17 protein-coding genes are annotated in these 24,911 nt (G+C 67.9%); 6 read left to right on the forward strand and 11 right to left on the reverse strand.

What is annotated here, in order from left to right; all coding sequences use genetic code 11:
• Positions 1 to 13: 13 nt before the first annotated feature.
• Genes ACVWWW_RS13315 through mrcB form a run of 3 tightly spaced genes read right to left on the reverse strand, consistent with a single transcriptional unit; the run spans position 14 to position 5,047 of the window.
• Positions 14 to 2,062: an ATP-dependent DNA helicase gene (locus ACVWWW_RS13315; protein ID WP_027081976.1), complete on the reverse strand. Its 2,049-nt coding sequence runs from the start codon at positions 2,060 to 2,062 to the stop codon at positions 14 to 16.
• Between the two features lies 1 nt (position 2,063).
• Positions 2,064 to 2,591, reverse strand: a complete 528-nt coding sequence (locus tag ACVWWW_RS13320) for a hypothetical protein (RefSeq protein WP_036141018.1) — start codon at positions 2,589 to 2,591, stop codon at positions 2,064 to 2,066.
• Entirely contained in the window at positions 2,588 to 5,047 is a 2,460-nt protein-coding gene (gene mrcB, locus ACVWWW_RS13325; protein WP_027081975.1) for a penicillin-binding protein 1B, read from the reverse strand. Before mrcB ends, ACVWWW_RS13320 begins: the two co-directional genes overlap by 4 nt.
• Before the next feature lie 132 nt (positions 5,048 to 5,179).
• Between mrcB and ACVWWW_RS13330 the strand changes: the two genes are divergently transcribed.
• Positions 5,180 to 7,264 carry a glycosyltransferase gene (locus ACVWWW_RS13330; protein WP_027081974.1) on the forward strand — a complete coding sequence of 695 codons (2,085 nt, stop codon included), beginning with the start codon at positions 5,180 to 5,182 and terminating at the stop codon, positions 7,262 to 7,264.
• Here the strand turns inward: ACVWWW_RS13330 and ACVWWW_RS13335 are convergent, their stop codons facing one another.
• The gene (locus tag ACVWWW_RS13335; RefSeq protein ID WP_027081973.1) at positions 7,265 to 9,430 is read right to left on the reverse strand and encodes a RelA/SpoT family protein; all 2,166 of its coding nucleotides are present in this window, start codon (positions 9,428 to 9,430) and stop codon (positions 7,265 to 7,267) included.
• Between the two features lie 58 nt (positions 9,431 to 9,488).
• On the opposite strand from ACVWWW_RS13335, the gene ACVWWW_RS13340 reads away from it, so the two are divergent.
• Entirely contained in the window at positions 9,489 to 9,980 is a 492-nt protein-coding gene (locus tag ACVWWW_RS13340) for a hypothetical protein (RefSeq protein WP_027081972.1), read from the forward strand.
• Complete coding sequence (locus ACVWWW_RS13345; RefSeq protein ID WP_027081971.1) at positions 9,977 to 10,453, forward strand: hypothetical protein; 477 nt, start codon at positions 9,977 to 9,979, stop codon at positions 10,451 to 10,453. The genes ACVWWW_RS13340 and ACVWWW_RS13345 overlap by 4 nt, the downstream gene beginning before the upstream one ends.
• On the opposite strand, the gene hrpA is transcribed toward ACVWWW_RS13345, so the two are convergent.
• Positions 10,450 to 14,607 carry an ATP-dependent RNA helicase HrpA gene (hrpA, locus tag ACVWWW_RS13350; protein WP_027081970.1) on the reverse strand — a complete coding sequence of 1,386 codons (4,158 nt, stop codon included), beginning with the start codon at positions 14,605 to 14,607 and terminating at the stop codon, positions 10,450 to 10,452. The genes ACVWWW_RS13345 and hrpA overlap by 4 nt on opposite strands.
• Positions 14,608 to 14,697: 90 nt before the next feature.
• Between hrpA and ACVWWW_RS13355 the strand changes: the two genes are divergently transcribed.
• Both ACVWWW_RS13355 and recQ read left to right on the forward strand, forming a co-directional pair.
• Complete coding sequence (locus ACVWWW_RS13355; protein ID WP_456998713.1) at positions 14,698 to 15,234, forward strand: Dps family protein; 537 nt, start codon at positions 14,698 to 14,700, stop codon at positions 15,232 to 15,234.
• A gap of 167 nt (positions 15,235 to 15,401) precedes the next feature.
• The gene (gene recQ, locus ACVWWW_RS13360) at positions 15,402 to 17,213 is read left to right on the forward strand and encodes a DNA helicase RecQ (protein WP_027081968.1); all 1,812 of its coding nucleotides are present in this window, start codon (positions 15,402 to 15,404) and stop codon (positions 17,211 to 17,213) included.
• Between the two features lie 21 nt (positions 17,214 to 17,234).
• Here recQ and ACVWWW_RS13365 read toward each other — a convergent pair whose 3' ends face one another.
• From ACVWWW_RS13365 to ACVWWW_RS13380, 4 genes are all read right to left on the reverse strand, one after another.
• Complete coding sequence (locus tag ACVWWW_RS13365; RefSeq protein WP_027081967.1) at positions 17,235 to 17,477, reverse strand: hypothetical protein; 243 nt, start codon at positions 17,475 to 17,477, stop codon at positions 17,235 to 17,237.
• A gap of 159 nt (positions 17,478 to 17,636) precedes the next feature.
• Positions 17,637 to 18,944 (reverse strand): sialidase family protein, encoded by a 1,308-nt coding sequence (locus ACVWWW_RS13370; protein WP_155914120.1) that lies wholly within the window; start codon positions 18,942 to 18,944, stop codon positions 17,637 to 17,639.
• Positions 18,934 to 21,363 (reverse strand): TonB-dependent receptor, encoded by a 2,430-nt coding sequence (locus ACVWWW_RS13375; RefSeq protein WP_196804312.1) that lies wholly within the window; start codon positions 21,361 to 21,363, stop codon positions 18,934 to 18,936. The genes ACVWWW_RS13370 and ACVWWW_RS13375 overlap by 11 nt, the downstream gene beginning before the upstream one ends.
• Positions 21,360 to 21,809 (reverse strand): DUF2946 family protein, encoded by a 450-nt coding sequence (locus tag ACVWWW_RS13380; protein ID WP_027081965.1) that lies wholly within the window; start codon positions 21,807 to 21,809, stop codon positions 21,360 to 21,362. The genes ACVWWW_RS13375 and ACVWWW_RS13380 overlap by 4 nt, the downstream gene beginning before the upstream one ends.
• 85 nt (positions 21,810 to 21,894) lie before the next feature.
• Here ACVWWW_RS13380 and ACVWWW_RS13385 point away from each other — a divergent pair, with 85 nt between their 5' ends.
• Entirely contained in the window at positions 21,895 to 22,482 is a 588-nt protein-coding gene (locus ACVWWW_RS13385; RefSeq protein WP_027081964.1) for an NAD(P)H-dependent oxidoreductase, read from the forward strand.
• Between the two features lie 6 nt (positions 22,483 to 22,488).
• On the opposite strand, the gene ACVWWW_RS13390 is transcribed toward ACVWWW_RS13385, so the two are convergent.
• Both ACVWWW_RS13390 and ACVWWW_RS13395 read right to left on the reverse strand, forming a co-directional pair.
• A complete protein-coding gene (locus ACVWWW_RS13390; protein ID WP_051234715.1) occupies positions 22,489 to 24,357 on the reverse strand; it encodes a M56 family metallopeptidase in 1,869 nt (622 codons plus the stop codon).
• Positions 24,350 to 24,739 (reverse strand): BlaI/MecI/CopY family transcriptional regulator, encoded by a 390-nt coding sequence (locus ACVWWW_RS13395; RefSeq protein WP_027081963.1) that lies wholly within the window; start codon positions 24,737 to 24,739, stop codon positions 24,350 to 24,352. Before ACVWWW_RS13395 ends, ACVWWW_RS13390 begins: the two co-directional genes overlap by 8 nt.
• Between the last annotated feature and the right edge of the window lie 172 nt (positions 24,740 to 24,911).

Below are 24,911 nucleotides of genomic sequence, written 5' to 3' on the forward strand. Positions count from 1 at the left end.
GGATGGTCGCACTTCAGGCGGTGCCGAGCAGCGGCTGCTGCGGCGATGCGAGATCGGCTGTCGCGCCGAAGAAGGCACGCACGTGCTCGATGTTGCGCGTCTTCGGGAACGGCGGCATCGAGTTGAAGAACGTCGTGCCGTACTGGCGATTCACGAGGCGCGGGTCGCACAGCACGAGCACGCCGCGATCGGTCTCGGTGCGGATCAGGCGGCCGACGCCCTGCTTCAGCGCGATCACCGCCTGCGGCAACTGCTCGTCGCGGAACGGCACGCCGCCATTGCGACGAACGGCATCCAGACGCGCTTCGAATACCGGATCATCCGGCGCGGCGAACGGGAGTTTGTCGATGACGACGACACTGAGCGCATCGCCGGCGACGTCGACGCCTTCGCGGAAACTCGCGGCACCGAGCAGCACGCCGTTGCCCGATGCGCGGAATCGCTCGAGCAGCACGGAGCGCGGCGCCTCCCCCTGCACGAACAACGGCCACGGGCCGTTTCGCAGCAACTCGGCCGCTTCACGCAACGCGCGATGAGAGGCAAACAGCACGAACGCGCGACCGCCCGATGCTTCCAACACAGGACGCACCGCGTCGATCACCGCCGGCGTGTAATCCCGCGCGGACGGTTCGGGCAGGTTCTTTGGCACGTAGCACAGCGCCTGCTCGTTCCAGTCGAACGGACTCGGCGCGAGCATCGTCTGCGGCTGCCATAGGCCGAGCTTGATCGAGAAATGTTCGAAGCGGCCGCCAACGGCGAGCGTCGCCGACGTGAAAATCCATGCGGCCTGCGTGCGTGCACGATGCTGCGCGAGCGGGCCAGCGACGTCGAGCGGCGTGCGGCTCAGTCGGAAACCGCGCGCGGTGAGTTCGTACCAGAGCACGCTGCCGTCGTTGCGCGACTTCTTCGGCTTTTCGCCGTCGTCGCCGCTTTCTACTTCGACTTCGGGCTCATCGATCTGGACGGTGTCGTGGTCGGCCTCGTTACGCCAGCGCGACAGGCGTTCGCGGAACTCGTTCGCACGCGCAAGGCAGCTGTCAAAACCCGGCGACGTCGACGCAAGCGGACGCAACGCCTCCTGCATCGCCGCGATCGAATCGTCCAGCGCATCGAATGCCGCTTCGACCGCCGGTGCTTCCTGCGCGCGACGACGCGTGCCTCGCACCGGCAATTCGTCCATCGCGCTGCGCAGCTGGCGCACGCGGAATTCGAGATCGTTCGCAGGGCCCTGCACCGTCGCCAGCGCGCCGGTGACCTGGCGGCATTCGAGCAATGCATCGCGCGAGAGTTCGACCAGCGGACGCGCACTCAGCGATTCGCCGAAAAACTGCGCGGCGAGTTCGGGCAGCTGATGTGCTTCGTCGATGACGAAGGCTTCCGCGCCCGGCAGGATTTCGCCGAAGCCCTCCTGCTTCAGCGCGAGGTCGGCAAGCAGCAAATGGTGATTGACGACGACAACGTCCGCGGCCTGCGCGCGCTGCCGTGCCGACACGACAAAACATTCCGAATAGAACGGGCATTCGGTGCCGAGGCAGTTCTCGGCCGTGCTCGTCACCAGTGCATGCAGCGGCGAATCTTCGGGCAGGTCCTCAAGTTCGGCGAGGTCGCCCATGCGCGTGCGGCCCGACCACGAGACGATGCGCTGGAACTGCGCGACCTGCTCGCGGCTGCTGAAACGCGGCTCGCCCTGCGCCTGACGCATGCGGTAGTGACAGAGATAGTTCGCGCGGCCCTTGAGCAACGCGCTGGTGTGGCCGACGCCGAGTGCGGTGCGAACGCGCGGCAGGTCGCGGTGGTAGAGCTGGTCCTGCAGCGCGCGCGTGCCGGTCGAGATGATCGTCTTCTTGCCCGACAGCAGCGCCGGCACGAGGTACGCGAACGTTTTGCCGGTGCCCGTGCCGGCTTCGGCCAGCAACGTGCCGCGCGAATCGAAGGCGTCGGCGATCGCCGCGGACAGGTCCTGCTGCGCAGGACGTGCGCGGAAGCTCGAGATCTCGGACGCGAGCGGCCCGCCGTCGGCGAGCGCCGCGCGGCTCGCATCGGCCAGGCGGGACGACGTCATGTCAGTAGCGCGGCGGCGGCTTGACCGTGCAGGCGTCGCGCTGCTGCACGAACGCGGCGGCGCGCGCATTCGCAGCGGCATCGCCGGCAGATGCACGGATGCGCTCGACCTGCACCAGTGTTTCCAGCGATCGACGACACAGCGGACCGACCGCGGGGCCGACGGCATGCGAGCGCTGCGCGAAATCGAACGCGGCGTCGATGCGACGTTCGAACAACGCCACTTCCGCGCGTTCCTGTAGCAACGCCGGATCCTGCGGACGCTCGGCGAGCGCGCGATCGAGCGCGGTCGCGGCGTCGGCAAAGTGCCCTGCCTGTTCGTCGCGACGCGCCTGCTCGCGCAGGTCGGCGACCAGCGGATCCTGCAACGGCTGCACTTCGACTTCGGTCGCGACGGCCGCGCCCGCCGCGCGCACGGCGGCGACCACTGCCCCGACGTCGAACGTCGGTGCAGGCGGCGCAGGTGGCGTCGCCGGTTCTGACGCGCAACCCGCGAGCACAACCAGCAGCGCGATCGAAAGACGCTTCATCGACCGTCTCCCGGTGGCGGCGGCGCGGCATCAGTGGGTGGCGGCACGCGCTTGGCGGGGTCGGGCTCGTTGGAGCGACCGCCGCCGAACATCGAATTCCAGAAACCGCCGCCGCTGTCCTGCTGCTGGTCACCGGCCTGATCGCTGCCGTCCGACACCGGCTGCGGCGAGCCGTAGACGCAGTTCGTGCGGCCAGGCGCGTAGCCGGGCACGAACGGGAAGCGCTCGGAACCCGGGCAACCCGGATCGGTCGTGTTGTTGCCGGCGACCCATTCCCAGTCGATGCCGTCGTCCGGCACCGCGAGCGGCGCGGTCGGCAAATGTGCAAACAGCGCGGACCACACACGCATCGCGCCCGTCGCCCCGTACAGGCCGGTCATCTTGTTCTGATCGTTGCCGACCCAGATCACCGCGAGATGGTCGCCCGTGAAGCCGGCGAACCAGCTGTCGCGGCCATCGTTCGACGTGCCGGTCTTGCCCGCCGGCGACAGGTTGCCGCGGCCGTCGGTGATCAGCTGATGCGCGGTGCCGTGATTGACGACCTGCTGCATCGCGTACGTCACCAGTCGCGCCGCGACCGCATCACCCGGCTGCGCAGGCGCGGCGGCCTTGTCGTAGCGATTGAGCGCGCGACCGCTCGAATCCAGCACGCCGCGCACCGCGCGCAACGGCTGGATCTGCCCGCCGGATGCAAGGAATTGATAGAGCTGCGTCATCGCATACGGGCTTTCGTCGACCGCGCCGAGAATCAGCGACGGATTGACGTTGCCTTCGATCTCGATACCCGCGAGCGTGCGGATCAGGTCGGCCAAGCGCTGCGGCGTGACCTGCATGCCGACACGCACGGTCGCCTGGTTCATCGACTGCGCGAGCGCATCGATCACGCGCACCGTGCCGTGGCTGCGTCCATCGGAATTGCCCGGCGACCACGACTTGCTGCCCTGGATCTTCACCGTGATCGGCGCGTCCTCGACGTAACTCGCGAGCGACCACTTCGACGGATCGGCCAGCGCGAGCAGATACACGAACGGCTTGAGCAGCGAGCCGACCGGACGCTGCGCTTCTACCGCGCGATTGAAGCCGTGTTCGGTGAATTCGCGCGCGCCGACCGCCGCGACGATCTCGCCCGTGTGTACGTCGGTGACGACGACGCCGGCTTCGAGCGGCGGACGCTTCGGCGATTCCAGCTGTCGCAGCGTCTTGGTCACCGCGCCTTCGGCGTAGGCCTGCGCGGACGGCGACATCGCGGTCATCACGCTCAGGCCGGCACCGACGAGGCCTTCGGACGGGAAGTCGCGCGCGAGCTGGCGTCGCACCAGATCGACGTAGGCCGGGAAACGATTCGGCGCGAGGCTGGTCGGGTTCGGCGTCACGCCCAGCGGCGCCTTCTGTGCGCGATCGTGTTCGGCCTGGTCGATCAGGCCGGTCTCGAGCATCTTGTTGAGCACGAAATTTCGGCGCTCGAGCGCGCGATCGGCATGCGCGCGCGGGTCGTAGTACGACGGGCCGCGCACGATGCCGATCAGCAGTGCGATCTGCTCGGTGTTGAGGTCGCGAAGATCGCGACCGAACCAGAACTCCGCACCCGCCGCGACGCCACGGATCGCCTGCGAACCATGCTGGCCGAGGTAGACCTGGTTGAAGTACGCCTCGAGGATGGTGCTCTTGCTGTAGCGCGCTTCGATCAGCAGCGCGTAGATGATTTCCTTGAACTTGCGATTGAACGTCTGCTCCTGGCCGATGCCGAGCAGGCCCGAACGCGCGAGCTGCTGCGTCAACGTGCTCGCGCCCTGGCGTTTGTCGCCGGTGCGCAGGTTGACCAGCACCGCGCGCGCCATGCCCGAGATGTCGATGCCGAAGTGGTGGTTGAAGTCGCGATCCTCGACCGCCTGCAGACCGGTGACGAGCAGGTCCGGCACTTCGTTGATGCGGACCAGTCGGCGCTCTTCCTGCTTCTGGCCGTACAGCGTGGCGATGCGTGCGGGATCGAGGCGATGCGCGCGCAGGACGCGATGCGTTACGGCGTCACGAACGCCCATCACCTTTCCACCCGACAGCGTCACTTCGACGCGCCGAGCTGGCACCGCGCCGTCGATGTCGGCAAAACCGCGCGACGCGATCGTCCAGCGACCGCCTTCCTGCGCGTACGTGCCTTCGCGCGCGCCGTCGCCGGCGTGGTAGGCCGCGGCGTCGAGCTCGGTCTTCAGCGTCGCCGCGTCCATGACCTGGCCGGGCGTCACTTCGAGCGGACGTGCGTACACGCGCGTCGGCAGCTGCCACTGCAACTGCCCGAAGCGCTGCCCCACCTCGTGGTTCAGATAGGTGACGTACGGAATCAGGAAGCCCAGCGCGAGCCCGACCAACACCAGTGCGGCGGTGAGCAGGCGGCGGCGCCAGGAAGGCCGCCCGCCGGCATCGGCGGTGTCATCGTCTTCGTCGTAATCGATTCGGGCCACGGAATGCGAGAATGAAGGGCCGGACGCCCGGCTGTCGCGAGTCTAGCGCAGGCGCCCGGACCCACCCTCCGCGCCGCCCGCGCGGTTCACGCACAGTTGGAGCCCGCTCCGGATGGGAATACGCGCAGGCCAATGAGCTGGGACGGACTGCGTTTCTCATTTGTCCGCGTAATCGGGCTCGCTCGCCGCGCCGGCACCAGCCTGCGCCAGCGCGGGCTCGGCCCCACGCTCGGGCGCATCGGTGATCACGTTCGCCCGACGCCGCGTGCGCGGTCTGCCGCGCTCTACCACCCTGCGCCGCGTCCGTTCGCGCCATTTGCGCTCGCAACTAGCGAGGCGCCGCGCGCGACCATCGTCATCCCCGTGTTCAACCAGGTCGAGTACACGCTGACCTGCCTGCGTGCGCTCGCCGAGCATCCGCCATCGACGCCGCACGAGGTGATCGTCGTCGACGATGCATCAACCGACGCGACGTCGACGCGACTTCCGCAGATCACAGGCCTGCGTTACATCCGTCGCGCCGCGAATGGTGGCTTCATCGACGCCTGCAACGACGGCGCTGCGCAGGCCCGCGGCGACGTCATCGCCTTCCTCAACAACGACACCGTGCCGCAGCCCGGCTGGCTCGAAGCGCTGCTGTCGACCTTCGAGACGTTTCCCGACACGGGTATTGCGGGCGCCAAACTCGTCTATCCCGATGGACGCCTGCAGGAAGCCGGCGGGCTGGTGTTCGCCGACGGCAGCGCATCGAATTACGGACGGTTCGAAGATCCGCGCGACCCGCGCTTCGAGGTCGTTCGCGACGCGCACTACTGCTCGGGCGCGGCCATCGCGATCCCGCGTGAGCTGTTCGAACGCATCGGCGGGTTCGATACGCGCTATCGGCCTGCGTACTACGAGGACACGGACCTCGCGTTTGCCGTGCGTGCGCTCGGTCATGCGGTGCGCTACCAGCCGGCGTCGGTTGTCGTGCACTGCGAAGGCGTCAGTGCGGGCACCGATGTCCGCCACGGCATGAAGGCGTATCAGGTCGCGAACCGTGCGAAGTTCGTCGACAAATGGCGCGATGCGCTGGCTGCGCAACCTGTACCCGGCGCTGAGCCCGACTCCGTCGCGTTCCCTCGCGGCGTGCTGGTAGTCGACGAATACTTGCCCGACGCGCAGCGCGATTCGGGCTCGCTTCGCCTGATCAATCTCATGCGCTTGATGACGTCGCTTGGCGTGCACGTCGCGTTCGTGCAGATCGGGCCGGGGCGTGACGACGAGGCACTCGCGCAGCTGCGCGCGCTCGGTATCGAGGCATGGGATTCATCGTCGACCGGCGGGATCGCGACGTGGCTGCGGCGGCACGGCAAGCGCTTCGCCACGGCTTGGCTGTGCCGCTATCCGGTCGCAAGGTCGGTCGGGCCCATTGTGCGAAAGACGATGCCTGACTCGCGCGTCGTGTTCGATACGGTCGACCTGCACTTCCTGCGCGAACGCCGAGCAGCGGAGCTGGCGAACGATGCCGCCGCGCTGCGCGCCGCGGAGCGCACTCGTGCAGCGGAACTTGGCGTTATTCGTGAGAGTGACGTCACGCTGGTCGTGAGCGAAGTCGAGCGCGACCTGCTCAAAGGCGACGCGCCGGATGCCGCGGTCGACGTGGTGTCGAATGTGCACGATGTCGCCGGCGCAGGCCTTCCACTCCGGGAGCGCCGCGATCTCGTCTTCGTCGGCGGCTTCCGTCATCCGCCGAACGTCGATGCGGTTTTGTGGTTCGTTCGCGAGGTCTGGCCACTTTTGCGTGCCAGACGCAGCGACCTCGTGTTCCATTGCATCGGTGCGGGCGCGCCTTCCGACGTACAGGCGTTGGCCGGCGTCGAAGGCGTACGCCTGCACGGTCACGTCCCCGACCTCGCGCCTTTCATGGATGGCGCGCGCGTCGCCATTGCGCCGCTGCGCTTCGGCGCAGGCGTCAAGGGCAAGGTCAACCTGAGCATGGCGCATGGACAGCCCGTGGTCGCGACCTCATGCGCGGTGGAAGGCATGCACCTGCGCGATGGCGACGATGTGCTCGTCGCCGATACTCCGGACACATTCGCCGAAGCGGTGCTGCGCGCCTATGACGACGAAGCGCTATGGCAGCGCCTGTCAATCAACGGTCTGGAGAACGTGCGTCGCCACTTCTCGGCGGATGCGGCACGCGACGCACTGCGACGTGCGCTCGGACTCAACTGATCAGGCCCGGCGAGCCTGTTCCACGCCGGGTATCGCGGCGAGTTTGCCGAGAACTGTCGACAGCTGGCCGTAGTCCGCAACGCGAAGCCGCAGCCGCAACGTCACCTGCGAGCCGCCGCGGGCATGTTCGGTGTTGAGGCTGCCAACCCCGACGCCGTTCTGCGCAACGATGTTGGTGACTTCCTTCAGCAGCCACTTGCGGTCGATGGCGACGAGCTCCACGTCGACGTCATACGCATTGCCCGCGCGTCGCCATTCGACCGGCAAAACGCGCTGCGGTTGCGATGCAGCGAGACGCTGGAACGCGGCGCAGTCCGGCCGATGCACACTCACGCCACGCGCCTTGGTCAGGTAGCCCGCGATCGGTTCGCCGGGCAGCGGCTGGCAGCAGCGTGCGATCTGCACGAGCAGGTTGCCGACGCCCTCGACGGTGAATTCGCCACCGCGGCTGCGCGCTTTCGGACGCTCACTCGCAGACGGCGCCACGGGAGCCGGCGCGACATCGCGTGACGCGCGTTCGTGTTCGAGCAGCGCGCGCCCGACCTGATGCGGCCCGACGTCGCCCAGCGCCACCAGCACGTGGAGGTCGTCGTCCGTCGCCGCATGGAAGCGGTCGCGTGCGGGCGCCAGATCCGCATTAAGCAAAGACAGCCGGCGCAGTTCCTTCTCGAGCATCTCGCGACCCGCCTGCTCGTTGCGCGCGCGATCGAGCCGGTTGAACCAGGTACGCACCTTCTCGCGCGAACGCGCGCTCGCGAGAAAGCCATTCGATGCGACCAGCCAGTCGCGTCGCGGCTCCGACACCTTGCCGGTCAGGATCTCGACGTGATCGCCGCTGCGCAGCTTGTGGTCGAGCGGCACGATGCGGCCGTCGATCTTCGCGCCACGGCAGCGATGGCCGACATCGGTGTGCACGTGATACGCGAAGTCGAGTGGCGTCGCACCGGTCGGCAGGTCGACCACTTCGCCCTTCGGCGTGAGCACGTAGACGCGGTCCTCGACGAGTTCGCTGTCGAGTTCACCGGCAAGCACGCCCTCCTCGCCCGCAGCATCGAGCAGTCGGCGCATCCACGCGATCTTGCGTTCGAACGCGGCGGTGGCCTGCCCGCTAGAACCGCCGGGTCCGCCGCCGCCTTCCTTGTACTTCCAGTGCGCGGCGACGCCGAGTTCCGCCTGCCGATGCATGTCGTGCGTGCGGATCTGCACTTCGAGCGTCTTGCCCTCAGGACCGACCACCGCGGTGTGCAGCGACCGGTAGTCGTTGCGCTTGGGCCGGGCGATGTAATCGTCGAACTCGCTCGGGATCGGCACCCATGTTGCGTGCACGATGCCCAGCGTCGCGTAGCACGCAGCGACGTCGTCCACGAGCACACGCACGGCGCGCAGGTCGTACAACTCGCTGATCGGCACGTTCTTGCGCTGCATCTTCTTCCAGATGCTGAAGATGTGCTTCGGCCGGCCGGCAACGTCGGCCTCGATGCCCTGCGCGATCAGTCCCTTGCGCAGCGTGTCCTTGACGTCCTCGATATAGCGCTCTCGGGCCACGCGTTTTTCGTCAAGCAGGCGCGCGATCTGCTGGTACGTGGCGGGTTCGAGGAAACGGAACGCGAGGTCCTCGAGTTCCCACTTCAGCTGCCAGATGCCGAGTCGGTTCGCGAGCGGTGCGTGGATGTCGCGGGTGAGTGCCGCGAGCGCGCGTCGCTCCTCGTCCGGCAACGAAGGCGCCTGCCGCAGCCGCGCGAGTTGCCGTGCGAGCAGGATCGGCACGACGCGGAGGTCGCGCACCATTGCGAGCAGTAGTCGACGCAGGCCCTCGCTGCCGCGACCGCCGGGATGCTTGGCGTGCAGCTCGGACACAGGCTCGGCGGCGCGCTGACTGTCAACCAGGGCAATGACGGCGGGAAAGCGCGTGGCGAAGCCCGCACCCAGCGCACCGCCGAGGCCGGGCCAGTCATGCACCAGCGCGGCAGCCACCATCTCGCCGTCCGCCCCCAGCGTGGCTAGCGATGCGAGCGTCGAATCGATGAGCGTCCACGTCGTCGCGTCGACAGCCGGGACGGACGTAGCCGCTAGCGCTTCGCGCAGGGGCGTGCCCAACGCGGACGCGGCCGGATGCGCGAGCGCGTCGGCGAGTGGATGCGTCGGCGGAGGCGTCGGCGCGTTCATTCAGGGCTGCGAATCGGAGCGGTCTACACTAGCCCGCATCCGCCCGGAGGAACAGTTCATGTCGCAGTCCCGCACGCGTGCCCTCGTCTTCGCCGTCGCCCTCGCCTGCGGGCTCGGCGCCGCCCACGCGGCGCCGCCGATCCAGCAGCAGATGTCGCCCGAAGAGTTCAAGGCCACGGGCCTCGACAAGCTCAGCGCCGACGAACTCGCGCACCTCAACACTTGGCTCGGTCGCACCATCGAGAGCGAAACGCAGAAGGCCGCCGTCGCCGCGAAGAAGAAGGTCGAGGACGACAACCGCGGCTTCTTCAACTTCGGTTCGACCGATCCGATCAAGTCCGCGGTGACTGGCGACTTCCGCGGCTTCGCGATCGGCCGCACGTACACACTCGACAACGGGCAGGAGTGGCGTCAGACGGACGAAGCGAGCCTGGCCGGCGTGCGCCTCGCGCATCCCAACGTCACGATTACGCCCAGCGTCGTCGGCAACGCGTGGTACATGACGGTGCAGGGTTACGCGACCCACGCGAAAGTCGTTCGCGTCAAATGAGCACTTCGATCCGGCGCTTCCTATTTGGCTTCGCCGTGGCGACGGCAGCTGCAATCGCGCTGCCCGCCGCTGCGTCCGGCCCCGCTTACGTGCCTATCGAACGGCGACTGACATCCGAGCAGTTCCATGCGACCGGCTTGGATCAGCTCTCCGCGACGCAGCTTGCTGCGCTCAATGCCATCCTCGCGTCGGACACTGCACCCGCGCGTCCGCGCGATCAGTCGAGCGGGTTCGGTGGGTTCGGCGACAGCCGTCCGACGATCGAGGCGAAACTCGCGGGGCGCTTCACGGGCTGGACCACCGGCACAGTGTTCACGCTGGACGACGGTTCGCGCTGGCAGGTCACGCAAGGCAGCTTCGATAGCCGTGCAGTCGATTCGCCGCGCGTGACGATCAAGCCCGGAATCCTCAGCGGCTGGTACATGTACGTTGAAGGCCAACCTGTCGTCGCGAGCGTTAAGCGCGTTCGCTAACCGCCCAGCTGCGCAAGCCGCTGGGCGAGTTTCTTAGGCGACACGCCACCGCGTGCGCCCAGCTCCTGCGCGAACAATGAGACGCGCAATTCCTCCAGGTCCTGACGGAAGCCCTGCCATGCGGGTTCGTCGAGGTCCGCCGTGTCCAGCGCCTGCACGAACGGGCGCAGCTCGAGCATGCGGGCTTGGTCGCGCGCCGGGTCACGCAACGCGCGTTCGGCGCGCAGCGCGAGCGCCTTGAGGTAGCGCGGGTAGTCGCGCAGTAGCGCGGCGGGCGTGTCGCGCAGGAAGCCGGGCGGCGTGAGCGACGCGAGGTGCGCACGCATGTCGTCGAGGTTGCCGCTTGCCCAGCCCATCAGCGGTGATTCGAACTTTGCGCGCGCGTCGGCGACGGCGGCGAGGATCGCTTCGGCTTGGCGCAGGCGTTCGGTCGCCTCCGGAAACAGTCCTTTTGCGACCTGCTCACGGCGTGCGTCGAACGCGTCGACATCGCGGATCGCGCCGACGCCATCCGACGTCAGCGCATCGAATGCCCCGTCGACGAGATCGAGCCGCAGGCGGTCGCCTTCCTTGAGCGATGCCGCCTCGCCCGAACGCGGCGCGGCCGACTCGATCGCCGCGTAAAGCAGCGCGGTCTTCGGCGATACGGGTAGCTGCTTGCGCGCCTGGCGCATGCGGTCGGTCATCGCGAGACGCAGCAATCGCCGCACACCCGCGGGATGCGAGCGCTCGGCTTCGCCGCGCTGCGCGAACACCTGCAGCGACGCGCTATCGCCGTCGTCCTGCAGCGCGGGAAACGCCGGCACGCCGCCCGCACCGCGAACGCTCTCGGGAATGTGCGTCGAGGGGAACGTCGTCAGGCCTTCCTGCGCGAGGCCGCTGGACGCCTTCTCTGCGAACGCGTCGGCAGCCATCGCGCCAAAACGATTTCGCAGGTCGTCGAGATCGCGTGACTCGGCGAGCACGTGGCGGCCATCGCCATCGAGCAGACGCAGGTTGACGCGCAGGTGCGGCTCGATCGTCGACTCGTCGAAGTCCATCGCCGCGACCTGTGCGCCGGTGAGCTTGGACAGGAAGCGCGCTAGCGTGCCGGTGAACGCATCCGGTTCGGATGGACGACCTGCATTCCACGCGCCATGGCCGTCCGCGAATGCGCGTGCGAAATCCGGCGCCGGTACGTAGTTGCGACGCAGCGCCTTCGGCAGCGATCGAATGAGCGCGGCCGCCTTGTCACCCACGAAGCCCGGCGCGAGCCACGACAACTGCGGCGCGTCCAGTGCATTGAGCAGGTGCAGCGGCACGGCGATGGTCATGCCGTCGTCGGGCGCGCCGGGCTCGAAGCGGTATTTCACCGCGAGCTGCACGTCGCCCATGCGCAGGAACGGCGGGAAGCGCGACGCGGTGCTCGCCTCGCCGATCATCAGGTCATCGAGCGACCATTCGAGCGCGGCCTTCTCGTTCGGCGGCAGCTTCGCGTACCACGCATCCAGCGCCTGCGCGTTATGCACGTGCGGCGGCATGCGGTGCAGGTACCACTGCGCCATCCAGTCTTCGTCGACGACGAGCCCGGCGCGGCGCTGCTTGGCTTCCTCGTCCTTCGCCTTCTCGTACGTCGCGAGGTTCTTCTTGAGGAAGATCGAGCGCGTGTTGATCTCGCCGGTCACCAGCGCGTCGCGCGCGAAGATGACGCGGCTTTCCTCAGGAAACATCGCGCCGTAGTGGATCGGTCGCTTCGGCGCGAGCACGAGGCCGAACAGCGAGATCTGCTCGCTGCCGATGACGCGGCCCTGCGCGCGCGACCAGCGCGGATCGGACTGTCGGCGCGACAGCAAGTGCGGCAGTTCGTCGATCGCCCACTGCGGTTCGACGCCGGCGTTCGTCAGGCCCCAGACGCGCTCGGTGTCGAGCAGCGTCGCCGACAGCACCCACGGCGGCGGCTTGCGGGCGAGCGTGGAGCCGGGAAACAGCTGGAACTTGCGACCGCGCGGGCCGTCGTAACCGCGATCGGTTCGCTGGCCGATCTGTGTCGGCAGGCCGGCGAGGATCGCGCGGTGGAGCTTCGCGAAGTGTTGCGTCGCGGCTTTGGCGGTGTCGTTCGGCGATGCGTCATCGGCAGCCGTTGCTGTCGCATCCGCCTCGACCGTTAGTGCAGTAACCGGAGCGCTTCTCGCAGCTACCGGCAGCCCGGCATGACTGCGTGTCTTCGACTTCGGATCGTTCGCCGGCTTCTTCGCATCGCGCGACATCACGCGAACCGATGCAATCGGCGCATCCGCCAGCCCGCTCGACCAACCCAGCTCTTCCGCCATCAACTTCAGCTGGCGATGCAGCTCACGCCACTCGCGCATGCGCAGGAAGCCGAGAAAGTTCTTCTCGCACCACGCGCGCAACTTCGACTGGGTGAGGTCGGCGTGCTGCTGTTCGTAGGCTTCCCAAAGCTTGAGGATCCCGACGAACTCCGATCGCGCATCGGCGAACTGCGCATGCGCATTGTCGGCAGCAGCGCGCTGGTCGGATGGACGCTCGCGCGGATCCTGGATGCCGAGGAATGCCGTGATGACCAGCATCTCGCGCAGCACGCCGTGCGTATTCGCAGCGACGAGCATGCGCGAGAGCTTCACGTCGACCGGCAAGCGCGCCATCAGACGACCGATCGCGGTGAGCTTGCGATCGGTATCGACCGCGCCGAGCTCGGCGAGTTGCTGCCAGCCATCGGCAATCGCACGCGGATCGGGCGGTTCCAGGAACGGGAAATCCTCGATACGCCCGAGCCCCAGCGCGAGCATGCGCAGGATCACGCCGGCCAGCGCGGCGCGACGGATCTCCGGGTCGGTGAATTCGGCGCGCGACTGGAAATCGGGCTCCGAATACAGCCGATAACACGTGCCTTCCGACACGCGCCCGCAGCGGCCCATGCGCTGGTTCGCGCTCGCCTGACTGACCGGTTCGATGTGCAGGCGATCGAGCTTCGCGCGTGGGCTGTAGCGCTTCACGCGCGCCAGGCCCGGGTCGACGACGTAGCGGATGCGCGGCACCGTCAGCGATGTCTCGGCGACGTTGGTCGCCAGCACGATGCGCCGCTGCGGGCCGGGATTGAACACGCGGTCCTGGTCGCGCGTCGAAAGCCGCGCATACAGCGGCAGCACTTCGGTGTGCCGGTATTTGCGACGCTCCAATGCCTGGTGCGCGTCGCGGATTTCCCGTTCGCCGGGCAGGAAGATCAGTACGTCTCCGCGTGGATCCTCGCGACTGATTTCGTCGCAGGCGGCGACGATCGCTTCGTTCACCGTGCGTGCGCCGTCGCGTTGCGCTTCATCGGCCAAGGGCGCGCGACGCGCCGTCGATATGGACGTCGCATCCGACTCGCCGTCCAGCGGCCGGTAGCGCACCGACACCGGATAGCCACGCCCTTCCACGCTGACGACCGGCGCATTCTCGAAGTGCGCGGCGAAACGCGCCGTATCGATCGTTGCCGAGGTGATGATGACCTTGAGGTCCTTGCGTCGCTGCAGCAGCTGCTTGAGGTAGCCGAGCAGGAAATCGATGTTGAGCGAGCGCTCGTGCGCTTCGTCGATCAGTAGCGTGTCGTACTTCGACAGCCAGCGGTCGGACTGGATCTCAGCCAGCAGGATGCCGTCGGTCATGAACTTGACCACGGTGTCCTCGCCGACGTTGTCGGTGAAGCGCACCTGGTAACCGACGGCGCCACCCATCGGCACCTTGAGCTCTTCGGCAACGCGCCGCGCGACCGCACGCGCAGCGATCCGGCGCGGCTGCGTGCAACCGATGATGCCGGCCGCGCCACGACCGGCCGCAATGCAGAGCTTCGGGATCTGCGTGGTCTTGCCGGAACCGGTCTCACCCGCGATCACCACGACCGGGTGTTCACGGATCAGGTCGACAATGCGCTCGGCTTCCGTGGCGATCGGCAGCGTCTCGTCGACCGTCGCCGTCGGCAGGTTTCGAGCGCGGGCCTCGCGCTGGGCGACGGAAGCGGCAAGCGCCCGTTCGAACGCCTCGCGTCGGGCCGCATCGTCCGGGCCCTGATTCCAACGCGTCCACAGCCCGAGCAGGCGGCCGCGATCGCGCGACATCGCGTCGTCCACGCGGCGTCGCGCGGCCTGAAGGTCGCGTGTCGGATCGATAGAGGGCATGGATCGGTTCAAGTCGAAAGTTCGATTTCACAACCGCTGGCGGCGAGCCTATTGTCGCCGGTGTCACGGCAAGACTTCGGGAGAATGCAGATGCAGAAGGGAACCGACCAGGGCCAGTCCAACGGCAACGCTCAGATCGCGGGCAGCATGCCGGCGGTGAATATCGGGATCACCGAGGAGGATCGCAAGGCGGTCGCGGAAGGCCTGTCGCGCTTCCTGTCCGATGCGTTCACGCTTTATCTCAAGACCCACAACTTCCATTGGAACGTCACCGGGCAGATGTTCAACGCCCTGCACGTGATGTTCGAGACGCAGTACACCGAGCAGTGGGGCGCGCTGGACGACATCGCCGAGCGCATCCGCGCGCTGGGCTTCAATGCGCCGGGCTCGTACGCGGAGTTCATCCGTCTGAGCTCCCTGCCCGAGGAGGCGGGCCTGACCGAGACGGTCGACTGGCGCGAGATGGTGCGCCAGCTGGTCACCGGCAACGAGGCGGTCTGCCGCACGGCGCGTACCGTGCTGGCCCGCGCCGACGAGGCCAGCGACGACCCGACCGTCGACCTCATGACCCAGCGCCTGCAGACGCACGAAAAGTACGCCTGGATGCTGCGCTCGCTGCTGCAGTAATCGCCGCGTCGCGGACCCCGGAGGCCGGCCCTGTGCCGGCCTTCGTCGTTTCAGCCTGCATGGGGCCGGGAAGCGGGATAATTCCCACACCGGATCGCGTCGCGGCCCGGTAGGCGGCTTGATGTCGCGTCTTTCATCGTTGCGACACGACCGAGCCTTCCGACCGCATGAGCGACACCGCACTCGACCTTCTCCACCGCATCTTCGGCCACACGGCCTTTCGCGGCGAGCAGGCGCACATCGTCGACCACGTGACCGGTGGCGGCGACGCGCTGGTGCTGATGCCCACCGGCGGCGGCAAGTCGCTGTGCTACCAGATCCCTGCGCTGCTGCGCGACGGCTGCGCGATCGTGGTGTCGCCGCTGATCGCGCTGATGCAGGACCAGGTGGAAGCGCTGCGCCAGGTCGGCGTGCGGGCGGCTTTCCTCAATTCGACGCTGGATGCCGAAGCGGCGGCGCGCGTGGAGCGCGAGCTGCTGTCCGGCGAGCTGGACCTGCTCTACGTCGCGCCCGAGCGCCTGCTTACCGGCCGCTTCCTGTCGCTGCTCGACCGCGCCAAGCTGTCACTGTTCGCGATCGACGAGGCGCACTGCGTCTCGCAGTGGGGCCACGATTTCCGTCCCGAATACCGCCAGCTCACCGTGCTGCACGAGCGCTGGCCTGACGTGCCACGGATCGCGCTCACCGCGACCGCCGACGCACCGACCCGCCGCGAGATCGTCGAGCGTCTCGCGCTGGATGACGCCAAGCAGTTCGTCAGCTCGTTCGATCGCCCGAACATCCGCTACACCGTCGTTCCCAAGGACGGCGGCGGCACGCGCCAGCTGCTCGATTTTCTGACGCGGCATCCCGGCCAGAGCGGCATCGTCTATGCAATGAGCCGCAAGCGCGTGGAAAGCGTCGCCGAGCAGCTGTGCAAGGCGGGCATGAAGGCCCTTCCCTACCACGCCGGCATGGACGCCTCGATCCGCGCCGCGAACCAGCGCCGCTTCCTGCAGGAAGACGGCGTCGTGATGGTCGCGACCATCGCGTTCGGCATGGGCATCGATAAACCCGACGTGCGCTTCGTCGCGCATGTCGACCTGCCCAAATCCGTCGAAGGCTATTACCAGGAGACGGGTCGCGCCGGCCGCGATGGCGATGCCTCGGAAGCGTGGCTGAGTTATGGCCTTGGCGACGTCGTCAGCCTTCGTCAGATGATCGAACAGGGCGAGGCCAGCGGCGAGCGCAAGCAGCTCGAGCTGCGCAAGCTCGACGCGCTACTGGGTTACTGCGAATCCACCGCCTGCCGTCGCCAGGCGCTGCTGCGCTGGTTCGGTGAAGAACGTGCTGGCGAATGCGGCAATTGCGACAACTGCCTGTCGCCGCCGCAGAGCTGGGATGGCACCGAAGCCGCACGCAAGGCGCTGTCGTGCATCTACCGCACCGGGCAGCGCTTTGGCGTCGGTCATCTGGTCGACGTGCTGCGCGGCACGCAGACCGACAAGGTGCGCCAGTTCCGCCACGAAACGCTGAGCGTGTTCGGCGTCGGTGCGGACCTCGACGATCGCCAGTGGCGCAGCGTGTTCCGCCAGCTCGTCGCCGGTGGTTTTGTGGATGTCGACGTCGAGCATTTCGGCGCATTGCGGCTGACCGAAGCGAGCCGGCCGGTACTCCGCGGCGAAGAGTCGTTGCGCTTCCGCACCGAGCCGAAGGCGACCACGCGCGCGCGCGGCCCGCGTCGACCGTCGGAAGCCGAGGCGTTCGATCTCGATCCCGCATCGCTCGCGCGCTTCCAGTCGCTGCGCGAATGGCGTTCGCAGATGGCACGCGAGCAGAACGTGCCGGCGTACGTGATCTTCCACGACGCCACATTGCGTGCGATCGCCGAAGCGGACCCAGCGGATCTCGACGAACTCGCGCGCGTGCCGGGCATCGGCACCAGCAAGCTGGATCGTTACGGCGAGGCTGTCTTGCAGCAGTTGTTCGACGCGGCCTAGCGGCGCGTCACACGGACCGGATTACGCGACGGTCGAATCCGCGCTCGGGCAGCTGCGCAGCAGCGCCTCGTCCGTGCCCTGCGCGACGGCAAATCCGTTGAGACCGATCTCGAGCACCAATACGTCGCCGAGCATCGTGAGTTCCCGCTCGACCGTGCGCACATAGCGCAGCCCGCCGGGCGCCAGTACCGGAAGCTCGGGAGCGAACCGGGTAGGCACCACGACCAGCGCACCATCGTCGCGTCGGTACAGGTCGAGCTTCACGTCCGTCCCCTTACGGCGGCGTGGGGACCGTAACCGCATCCCGGGTTCGCAGCCTATCGGGACGAGCCCCCACGCACATGAACGGTTCGAACAAGGGGGACGGGTGGCCGCGACCGCCGGACTGGCGGCGTGCACTGCGGACGCCGTCACGCAAACGGCTCAACGCGCGGCGAGGGTCGTGCCGTGAAGATGCGGATGTCCGTCGACCACTTCAGTCCACACGAGGTAGGTGCGATCACCGCTCGCGAGCAGCCGCGGCCAGCCCGTTCCGCGGCCTCGACCGGCGACATTCGCGATGTCGCTGATGACCGGCGCGGACGCGTCCGCCGGAATCCGCGCGACGCGCAAACGCTGCGCATCGCCCTGCTCTTCCAGCCAGCTCACCCATGTGCCGTTCGGGTCCGAAGCCGCGTCGATTCGGCCGAGCACGTTCGCGCCGGTCGCGAGGTCGCGTGCGGGGCCGAACGTTGCGCCCCCATCGCTGCTCGTCGCGAAGCGGACCATCGGCGTGGACGCCGGCATCGTGTACCAGGCGACGGCGAGCGCATTGCCGCGCGCGGTGATCGCGGGGCCGTTGATCGGGCACGCGTCGACGCTCCAGTGGTCGTCGTGCACGGGCTTCGGCGCCGTCCATGTGCCGGCATCGCGACGCAGGATGGCGATGTCGCGGATCTCGCCTTCGCGACGTGCGCGGTAGACGAGTTGCGGCCCACCATTCGCATCGACAACGTCGACCTGGCAGCAGTCGCAGGTGGACGTGTCGAGCGCGCGTTCATCGTGGCGTGCGAGCGAGGCGTCGAACGTCGCAGTGCGCAGCATGGTCGCCGCGCCCCGCCCTGCGTGCACGCCGTGCATGTCATGCGCCATGCCCGACATATCGTGCGATTCGCCGGCTTTCGCGCGGCCGTCGAGCCATGCGACGCCGAGCGCATCGCGGCCTTCGGGCCAGAGTGCGGCGAAGCCATGTTCGGTAGATGTGCCGTCGGTGTTCACCGCAATCGGCACGGCCCACGTACGGCCGTCGTCTGTCGACCGCGTGAGCACGACGTCGCGCGCCTCGCCGCCACCGGTGCGACGCAACCACGTGGCCCACAGCGCGCCGTCCGAGGTCTGCCGCACGTGCGGCATGTCGGCGGTATTGCCGATGCCCTCACCCGCCGCGATCTGTTGCGGCGCCGTCCAAGCTCCGTCGCGCCAGCGGGCGAAGCGCAGGTGCTGCGTGTCGCCGGCCTGTTCGATCCATGACAACAGCAGCGATCCGTCCGGCGCGGTGGCGAGATCCGGCTGCTGCGCGGAGTCCACGGGAAGTGCCCACGCGGCGTGCGTAATCGCGAGCGTTGTCGCCTTCGCTCTCGCAGGTGTCGCCGCTGGTGCCGCGGCATCGCTGGATTCGTGCCGAGAACACGACGCCAACAACATCGCGCCGACAAGCAGCGACGCAACGCGCACGCGGGTCTCAGTCGTCATACCGCACCTCCAGGGACCACGTGCGCTGGTTGTAGGGATGGAAATTCCAGTACGTGCGATCGCCGATATTGTCGACGCCGACCGCACCGCTCCAGTGCGTGTTCGCACGGTAGTGCACGCGTGCGTCGACCACGAGGAACGGGCTGGTCCCGAAGTAGGTATGGCTGTTCACGTCGCTGTTGTCGAGCGTATTGAACTGGCGGCCGCTGTATCGCGCGGCGCCGGTGAAGCTCCAGCGCTCGCCCGGGTGATACGTGGCCACGAGGTTCGCACGCCAGCGCGGCACACGCGGCTGCCACTTGCCTTCGCTCGCGGGGAAATTCGCATTCTCTTCGATGATCGAGTCCGCGAAGGTCACGCTGCCGTCGAGGTCCAGCGCGTCGATGCCGACATCGGTGAGCGACGACGCAAGCTCGAAACCGTTAGTGCGGATGAGCCCGACGTTCTGGATGCTGGTGACGTTCGGCACCACCGTGACGTTGGTCTGCGAGTACAGCGCGTCGCGCGTCTGCTCGTGGAAGTACGTGGCGCGCAGGTTGCCATGCTCGACGGCACGCACGTACGACAGCTCGGACGTCACCGAGCGTTCCGGCGCAAGGTCGGGTTCGTTGATCACAATCGCATTCGTCGCCGTGGCGCCCTGGAACAGTTCGCTCACCGTCGGGTAGCGCACTGCACGGCCGATCGATGCCTTGATCGATGCGTCATCGGACAGACGAAGCTGCATGGCGGCCTTGGGCGACACGTTCGATGCATGCCGCGATTCGTATGGCGTGTCGGTGTTGGCCGTCGCCGTGTAGCCGTTGCGCGCCTCCCAACGTTCGTGACGCACGCCCAGCATCGCGGTCCAGCGCGGCGAGATCGTCCAGGTGTCCTGCACGTAAGCGCTGCGCAGCTCGGTTGAGCCACCGAAGCCCGAGACACGCGCGCCCGGCGTTCCGCGCAGCCAGTCGCTGGTGTCGTAGACGGTGGTCGCGAGCTTGAAGGTGTCGTCCTGCAGGCCGGCTTCGATGGCATGCGCGGTATTCGGTGCCCACATCGCCGCCGCCGCGAGCGTCGTCCAACCCGTGCCGGCCGCATCGGCGATCCGACCGCGACCACCGGTCGCCGACGCGGGCACCGCGGTCAGCGGCGATCGCGCGAGGTCGCGTGCGTACTGGTAGCGGCTGGCCGAGAGCGTGTAGCCAAATGCGCGGTCGCGATCGTGCTTGAGCATGAGGCCGTGGATGCGATGCAGCTGTTCGTTGCGCGTCGGCGCGACCGCCGTCGCCGACAGCGTGTACGGCCGCCCGTCGATCACCACCGGCCCGGCGAACACCGGATTGCCGGCGGCGTCGCGCAGGTAGGTTTCCGCGTCGCGGTCGGCGTCGTTGGTCCACACGCCGAACACGTAGCTCAAGCGCAGCGCGGGCGTGATGTCATACGCGAGCTTGAGCTTGGCTTCGTCCTGCCGCGTATCCGTCTGGCCGTAGGCGCCGACGAGGAAGTACGGCGCGTTCTTCGTGTTGAGGTCGGGCGAGGCGCCGGTTACGACGGTACCGGTCGGATTCGCAGGCGCGGCCGTGGTCGGCGGCGTGACGCTCGCGAACGCGATCGGATGGCCGCGGCTGTCGAGGCGGTTCACCGACAGCCACGCCGACAACGCACCCCAGCGGTCGCCGAACGACGCACCGAGCGACGTCGCCGGGAACGTGTCGTCGGTGCCGTACACATGGAAGTGTTCGACGCTGTAGCCGAGTCGCGCATGCGCTTCGAACTGCTTCGGCATGCGCGTGACGTAGTCGACAACCGCGCCCACGGAGTTGCCCGAATACGCGGCGGAGAACGGCCCGTATAGCACGTCGACGCGCTCGATCTCTTCCGGGTTCACCAGCCCCCAGCGCGGCGTGAACGTCGCGCCGTTGCCGAGCAGGTTCGACAGCAGGATGCCGTCGGCATACACCAGCGAGCGCGCGCTGTTGTTGGTACCGGATGCACGCGTGGCGAGCACTGCGTGGTCGTAGTCGCCGATGTAGCGTTTGCGCACCAGCAGGCTCGGCAGGTACTTCAGCGCGTCCTCGGCGTCGGTCGCATTGATGGTGCGTGTCACCTGTGCGCCGGTTACGCCTTCGACGGTCGTTGGAAGGCGCGTCGGCAGCGACGTGGGCTGCAGGCCGCGCACGTGCACGGTGCCGAGCTGCGGAACGGGCGCGCGGGCTTTGCCGGATGGGTTGGTCGCCGCGTGCTCAGCAGCTTCCGTTGGATCAGGCGACGCAGCGACCGAGGGCAACGCGCACGCGGCCAGCAGCAATGCCGTCGCAAGGCGCGACGGTGGAGGTAGCAGAAGAGTCATGGAACGCTCGAACGGCGTATCGCACGCGCCATGTCGCGCACGCGATGCGAGGAACGGATGCGCGGCGATGCCGCGCGCGGTCGTCAAGCCGTAGAGCCGTGCGGCGGACCCTGAGCACCCAGCGCAGGCACCGGCGCGTCGACCGGACGATGCACTACCGCACGCACCGACCACGGCGCGAGCGCGACGGGCGCAGCGGGCGACCACGGCAGCACGTCACCGCCCGCCAGACCCGACAGCAGCGGGCAGTACGGACAGTCGTGTCCGTCGTGCGCAGCCGGCCTGGGCGACGGCGCGCCGTGTTGCGAGCCCATGCGCGCCATCATCGCCATGTGCGCACGGTGTTGCTCGGGCGTCATATGCGCCATCGCCTCGGCCATGGCGGAATCGTGCGACATCGCATGCTGCGTCGCGCCGCCTTCCTCGCAGGCAACCGCGCGCCCGCCCAGGCGCCCCACCGTCGGCAGCAGCGCAAGCAGCAGCATCGCCACGAGGGCGAGCAGCGCGAGGCGGCGGTGGGCGACGGCAGACATGTGCGCATTATGCCGGCGGGGTCGCAACGGCCTGTCGACACACAGGCGACGTGGCACTCTCGGGCTTCCGAACGGAGCCGCCCCCGTGTCCAGTCCGCGCGTCCTCGTCATCCCCGGGTCCAACCGCACCGGCTCGTTCAACCGCAGCCTGGCGAAACTCGTCGCGCGCGAGCTGCGCGCGCAAGGCGCCGACGTCACCGAGGTCGACCTGCGCGAGTACGCGCTACCGCTGTACGACGGCGACCTCGAAGCCGAGCAAGGCGTGCCGGAACCCGCGCGCCGACTGCATGCGATGTTTCGCGAGAGCGCGGGCGTGTTCATCGTCAGCCCCGAGTACAACGCCGGCATTCCGCCGCTGACGAAGAACACGATCGACTGGATCTCGCGCGTTCGCGAAGACGGCGGCATCCCGGCTGCGTTCGGCGGCCCGGTGTTCGCGCTGGGCTCGGCGTCGCCGGGTGGGCTCGGCGGTTATCGCGGGCTGATGGCGTTGCGGCAGTCGTTGGAACTCGGGCTCAACGCGCGCGTGTTGCCGACGATGGTGTCGGTCAGTCGTGCGGGCGATGCATTCGATGCATCGGGCGAGTTCGTCGCGCCTGCGAACGTGCAGGCGGTGCAACGCGCCGTCGCTGCCTTGCTCGACGCGACGACGGCAGGCGCCGCCGCGTCGTAACGCGACTCAGCGGTTCTCGATCGGCTGCGCCAGCCCGCGCGACACCGCTTCCTCGATCAGTCGATCGGTTTCGCGCTGGGCTACGCTCGACGCGGCGCGCTCCTGCTTCTCGAGCTCGTGCATCTGGCCTTCGAGTTCGTGCATGGGCTTGGCGGCTTCGTTCATGCGTCGCTCCAAATTCGCCATCGGCGCCGTCGACAGTCGCGCCTGCTCCGCGATGATCGAACTCTGACGACCGATCTCCGCGTTGAGCTTCTCGAGTTGCGCATCCATCGCGGCATCGTGATCCGACAACGCGGCCTGCGCGGCAAGCCGCCCGTATTCCTGTGCAGTCGCGTTCAATTTGACCTCCGCGGCCTTCATCGCCGCGGTCCGCTGCGGATCGAGCGCCGCTTCGTGCATCGACTGCCCGATCGCGCTCATGTTCGCGCCGTGTGCGCTCATCTGCTTGCCGAGCGCGCTCATGCGGTCGGCGATGGCGCGGGTATCGGTCCACGTGCGATTGACGCGTGCGACGAACGCGGGATCGGTGACGCGATAGCGCTTGCCGTCGCGATCGAACATCAGAACGTCGTCATCGATATCCATGGATCCGGCATGCATGGAGTCGCGTGCCTGCGCGATGCCGGCGTAAGCGTCGCGCTGCGAATCGATAGCCTGTTCGACCGCGCGCTCGACCGCCCGGGTTTCGATAGGCGCGATCGGCGCGATCGGCGCGACCGGCTCGACCGGACGCCGGCTCGGCGTCGGATCACGTGCAATCGAAGCGCTGGCGGCGTCGGCAGCGGCCTGAGCGGCGACGGGTGTCATCGGGATCGCGGCGTTCGTGACTTTCGGTGCGGGCAACGCAGCCGCGACAGGCGTCGGCGGTGCTACCGGTTTGACCGGCTGCGGCGCGACGGTGGCCTGCGCATACACGGCGAGGCCCAGTCCGACAAGCGCAATGACGGGGATCGCGAGACGGCCGCCGGCGGCGGGGGTCGCGGGACGAAGCAGGTTCTGGATGCGGGACATGAGGTCACCTCCTCGGGCGGCGAGCATGGGACGCGGCAATGGCGCCGCGGCATTGAGTTCGGAAAGTTCGGTTAGCGCGATCGCCAGGCGACGCGGTTCACCGATGGTGTCGGCCGCAATGGCGTCCGCGACAAGTTCACGTTCGGCTCGAACACGCTTCGACAACCACCAGACCACCGGGTGGTAGAAGAGCAGCGCTTCCACGATCGACTGCATCAGATTGACGATGTAATCGTGGCGCCGAATGTGCGCGAGTTCGTGCGCGATCAGCGCTTCCACCAGCGCGGCCGGCATCTGCATCGCAAGCGCCGTCGGCAACAACACGACCGGCTTCCACCAGCCGGCGGTCACCGGCGATGCCAGGCCGTCCACGAAACGGAGTGGGACGCTGGCGGAAATTCCCATGCGTGCGGCGAGCGCGTCGATGCGTGACTGCCATGCACCATGCGTGTCGTCCTGCGCCGCACGACGCAGGCGCTCGACCCAGGCAACGCCCATCAACATGCGGACGCCGAACACCACTGCGCCGCCGGCCCAGATCGCAACAAGCCAGGGCAGCACCCCATCGATCGACGACTGCGGCGATGCGGTGATCGCGACAGGCGTTGCGTGGAAAAACGTGTCGCCCGCTACCGTCGTCACTGCACGCGACGTCTGCGCGAGACGCATGAACGTGGCGACCGGCGCGACAACGCACGCAAGCATCGCGACGCAGCCTGCGAGATATCGTGCCTGCGGCCGCGCATGTCGCAATGCAAACAGCGCAGCAGCCGCCGCGACGCCGATCAGCCCGCCCTGCCAGAGAAAGTGCAGCAGCACGCGACCGAGCAACGGGACCAGATCGACCCATGCGTCATTCATCGCCCGACTCCTTCAGGAAACGGCGGATTTCCTCACGCTCTTCGCTCGACACGTGGCCCTTAAGCGCGGCAAGCACGAGATCCTTGCCGGAGCCCGCGAACGCGCGCTGGATCAGGTCGCCCAGCAGACCCGTGCGCAGGGTGTCCGCCTTCTGCACCGCGCTGTACACGTGCGAACGCTGGCTTTCGTCGCGCAGCAGCAGGCCCTTCCCATGCATCACCTGCATCAGGCGCAGCACGGTGGCGTAGGTGGCATCCGGCCGCTCCTGCTGCCGCACCTGGTGCACGTCGCGCACGGTCGCCGGGCCGAGCGACCACAGCACGCGCAGCAGTTCGAGTTCGGCGGGCGTGGGCTTGGGCGGCTTGCGGCGGGGCTGGGGCACGGAGGTGCTCGCGATGGGACTGCGGCGATCCTGCGCCAACTAGACCGGACTGTCTAGACCGATTGGTCTAGGTCATTGGTCATGTTCCGACGGGCGGTTTGGGTGGCCGCGGCGTACATGTGCCGCCATTGCGGCAGGGCGTGACGACGTACGCGCAGGATCATGCAAATGA

This window comes from Lysobacter sp. HA18, assembly GCF_054057595.1.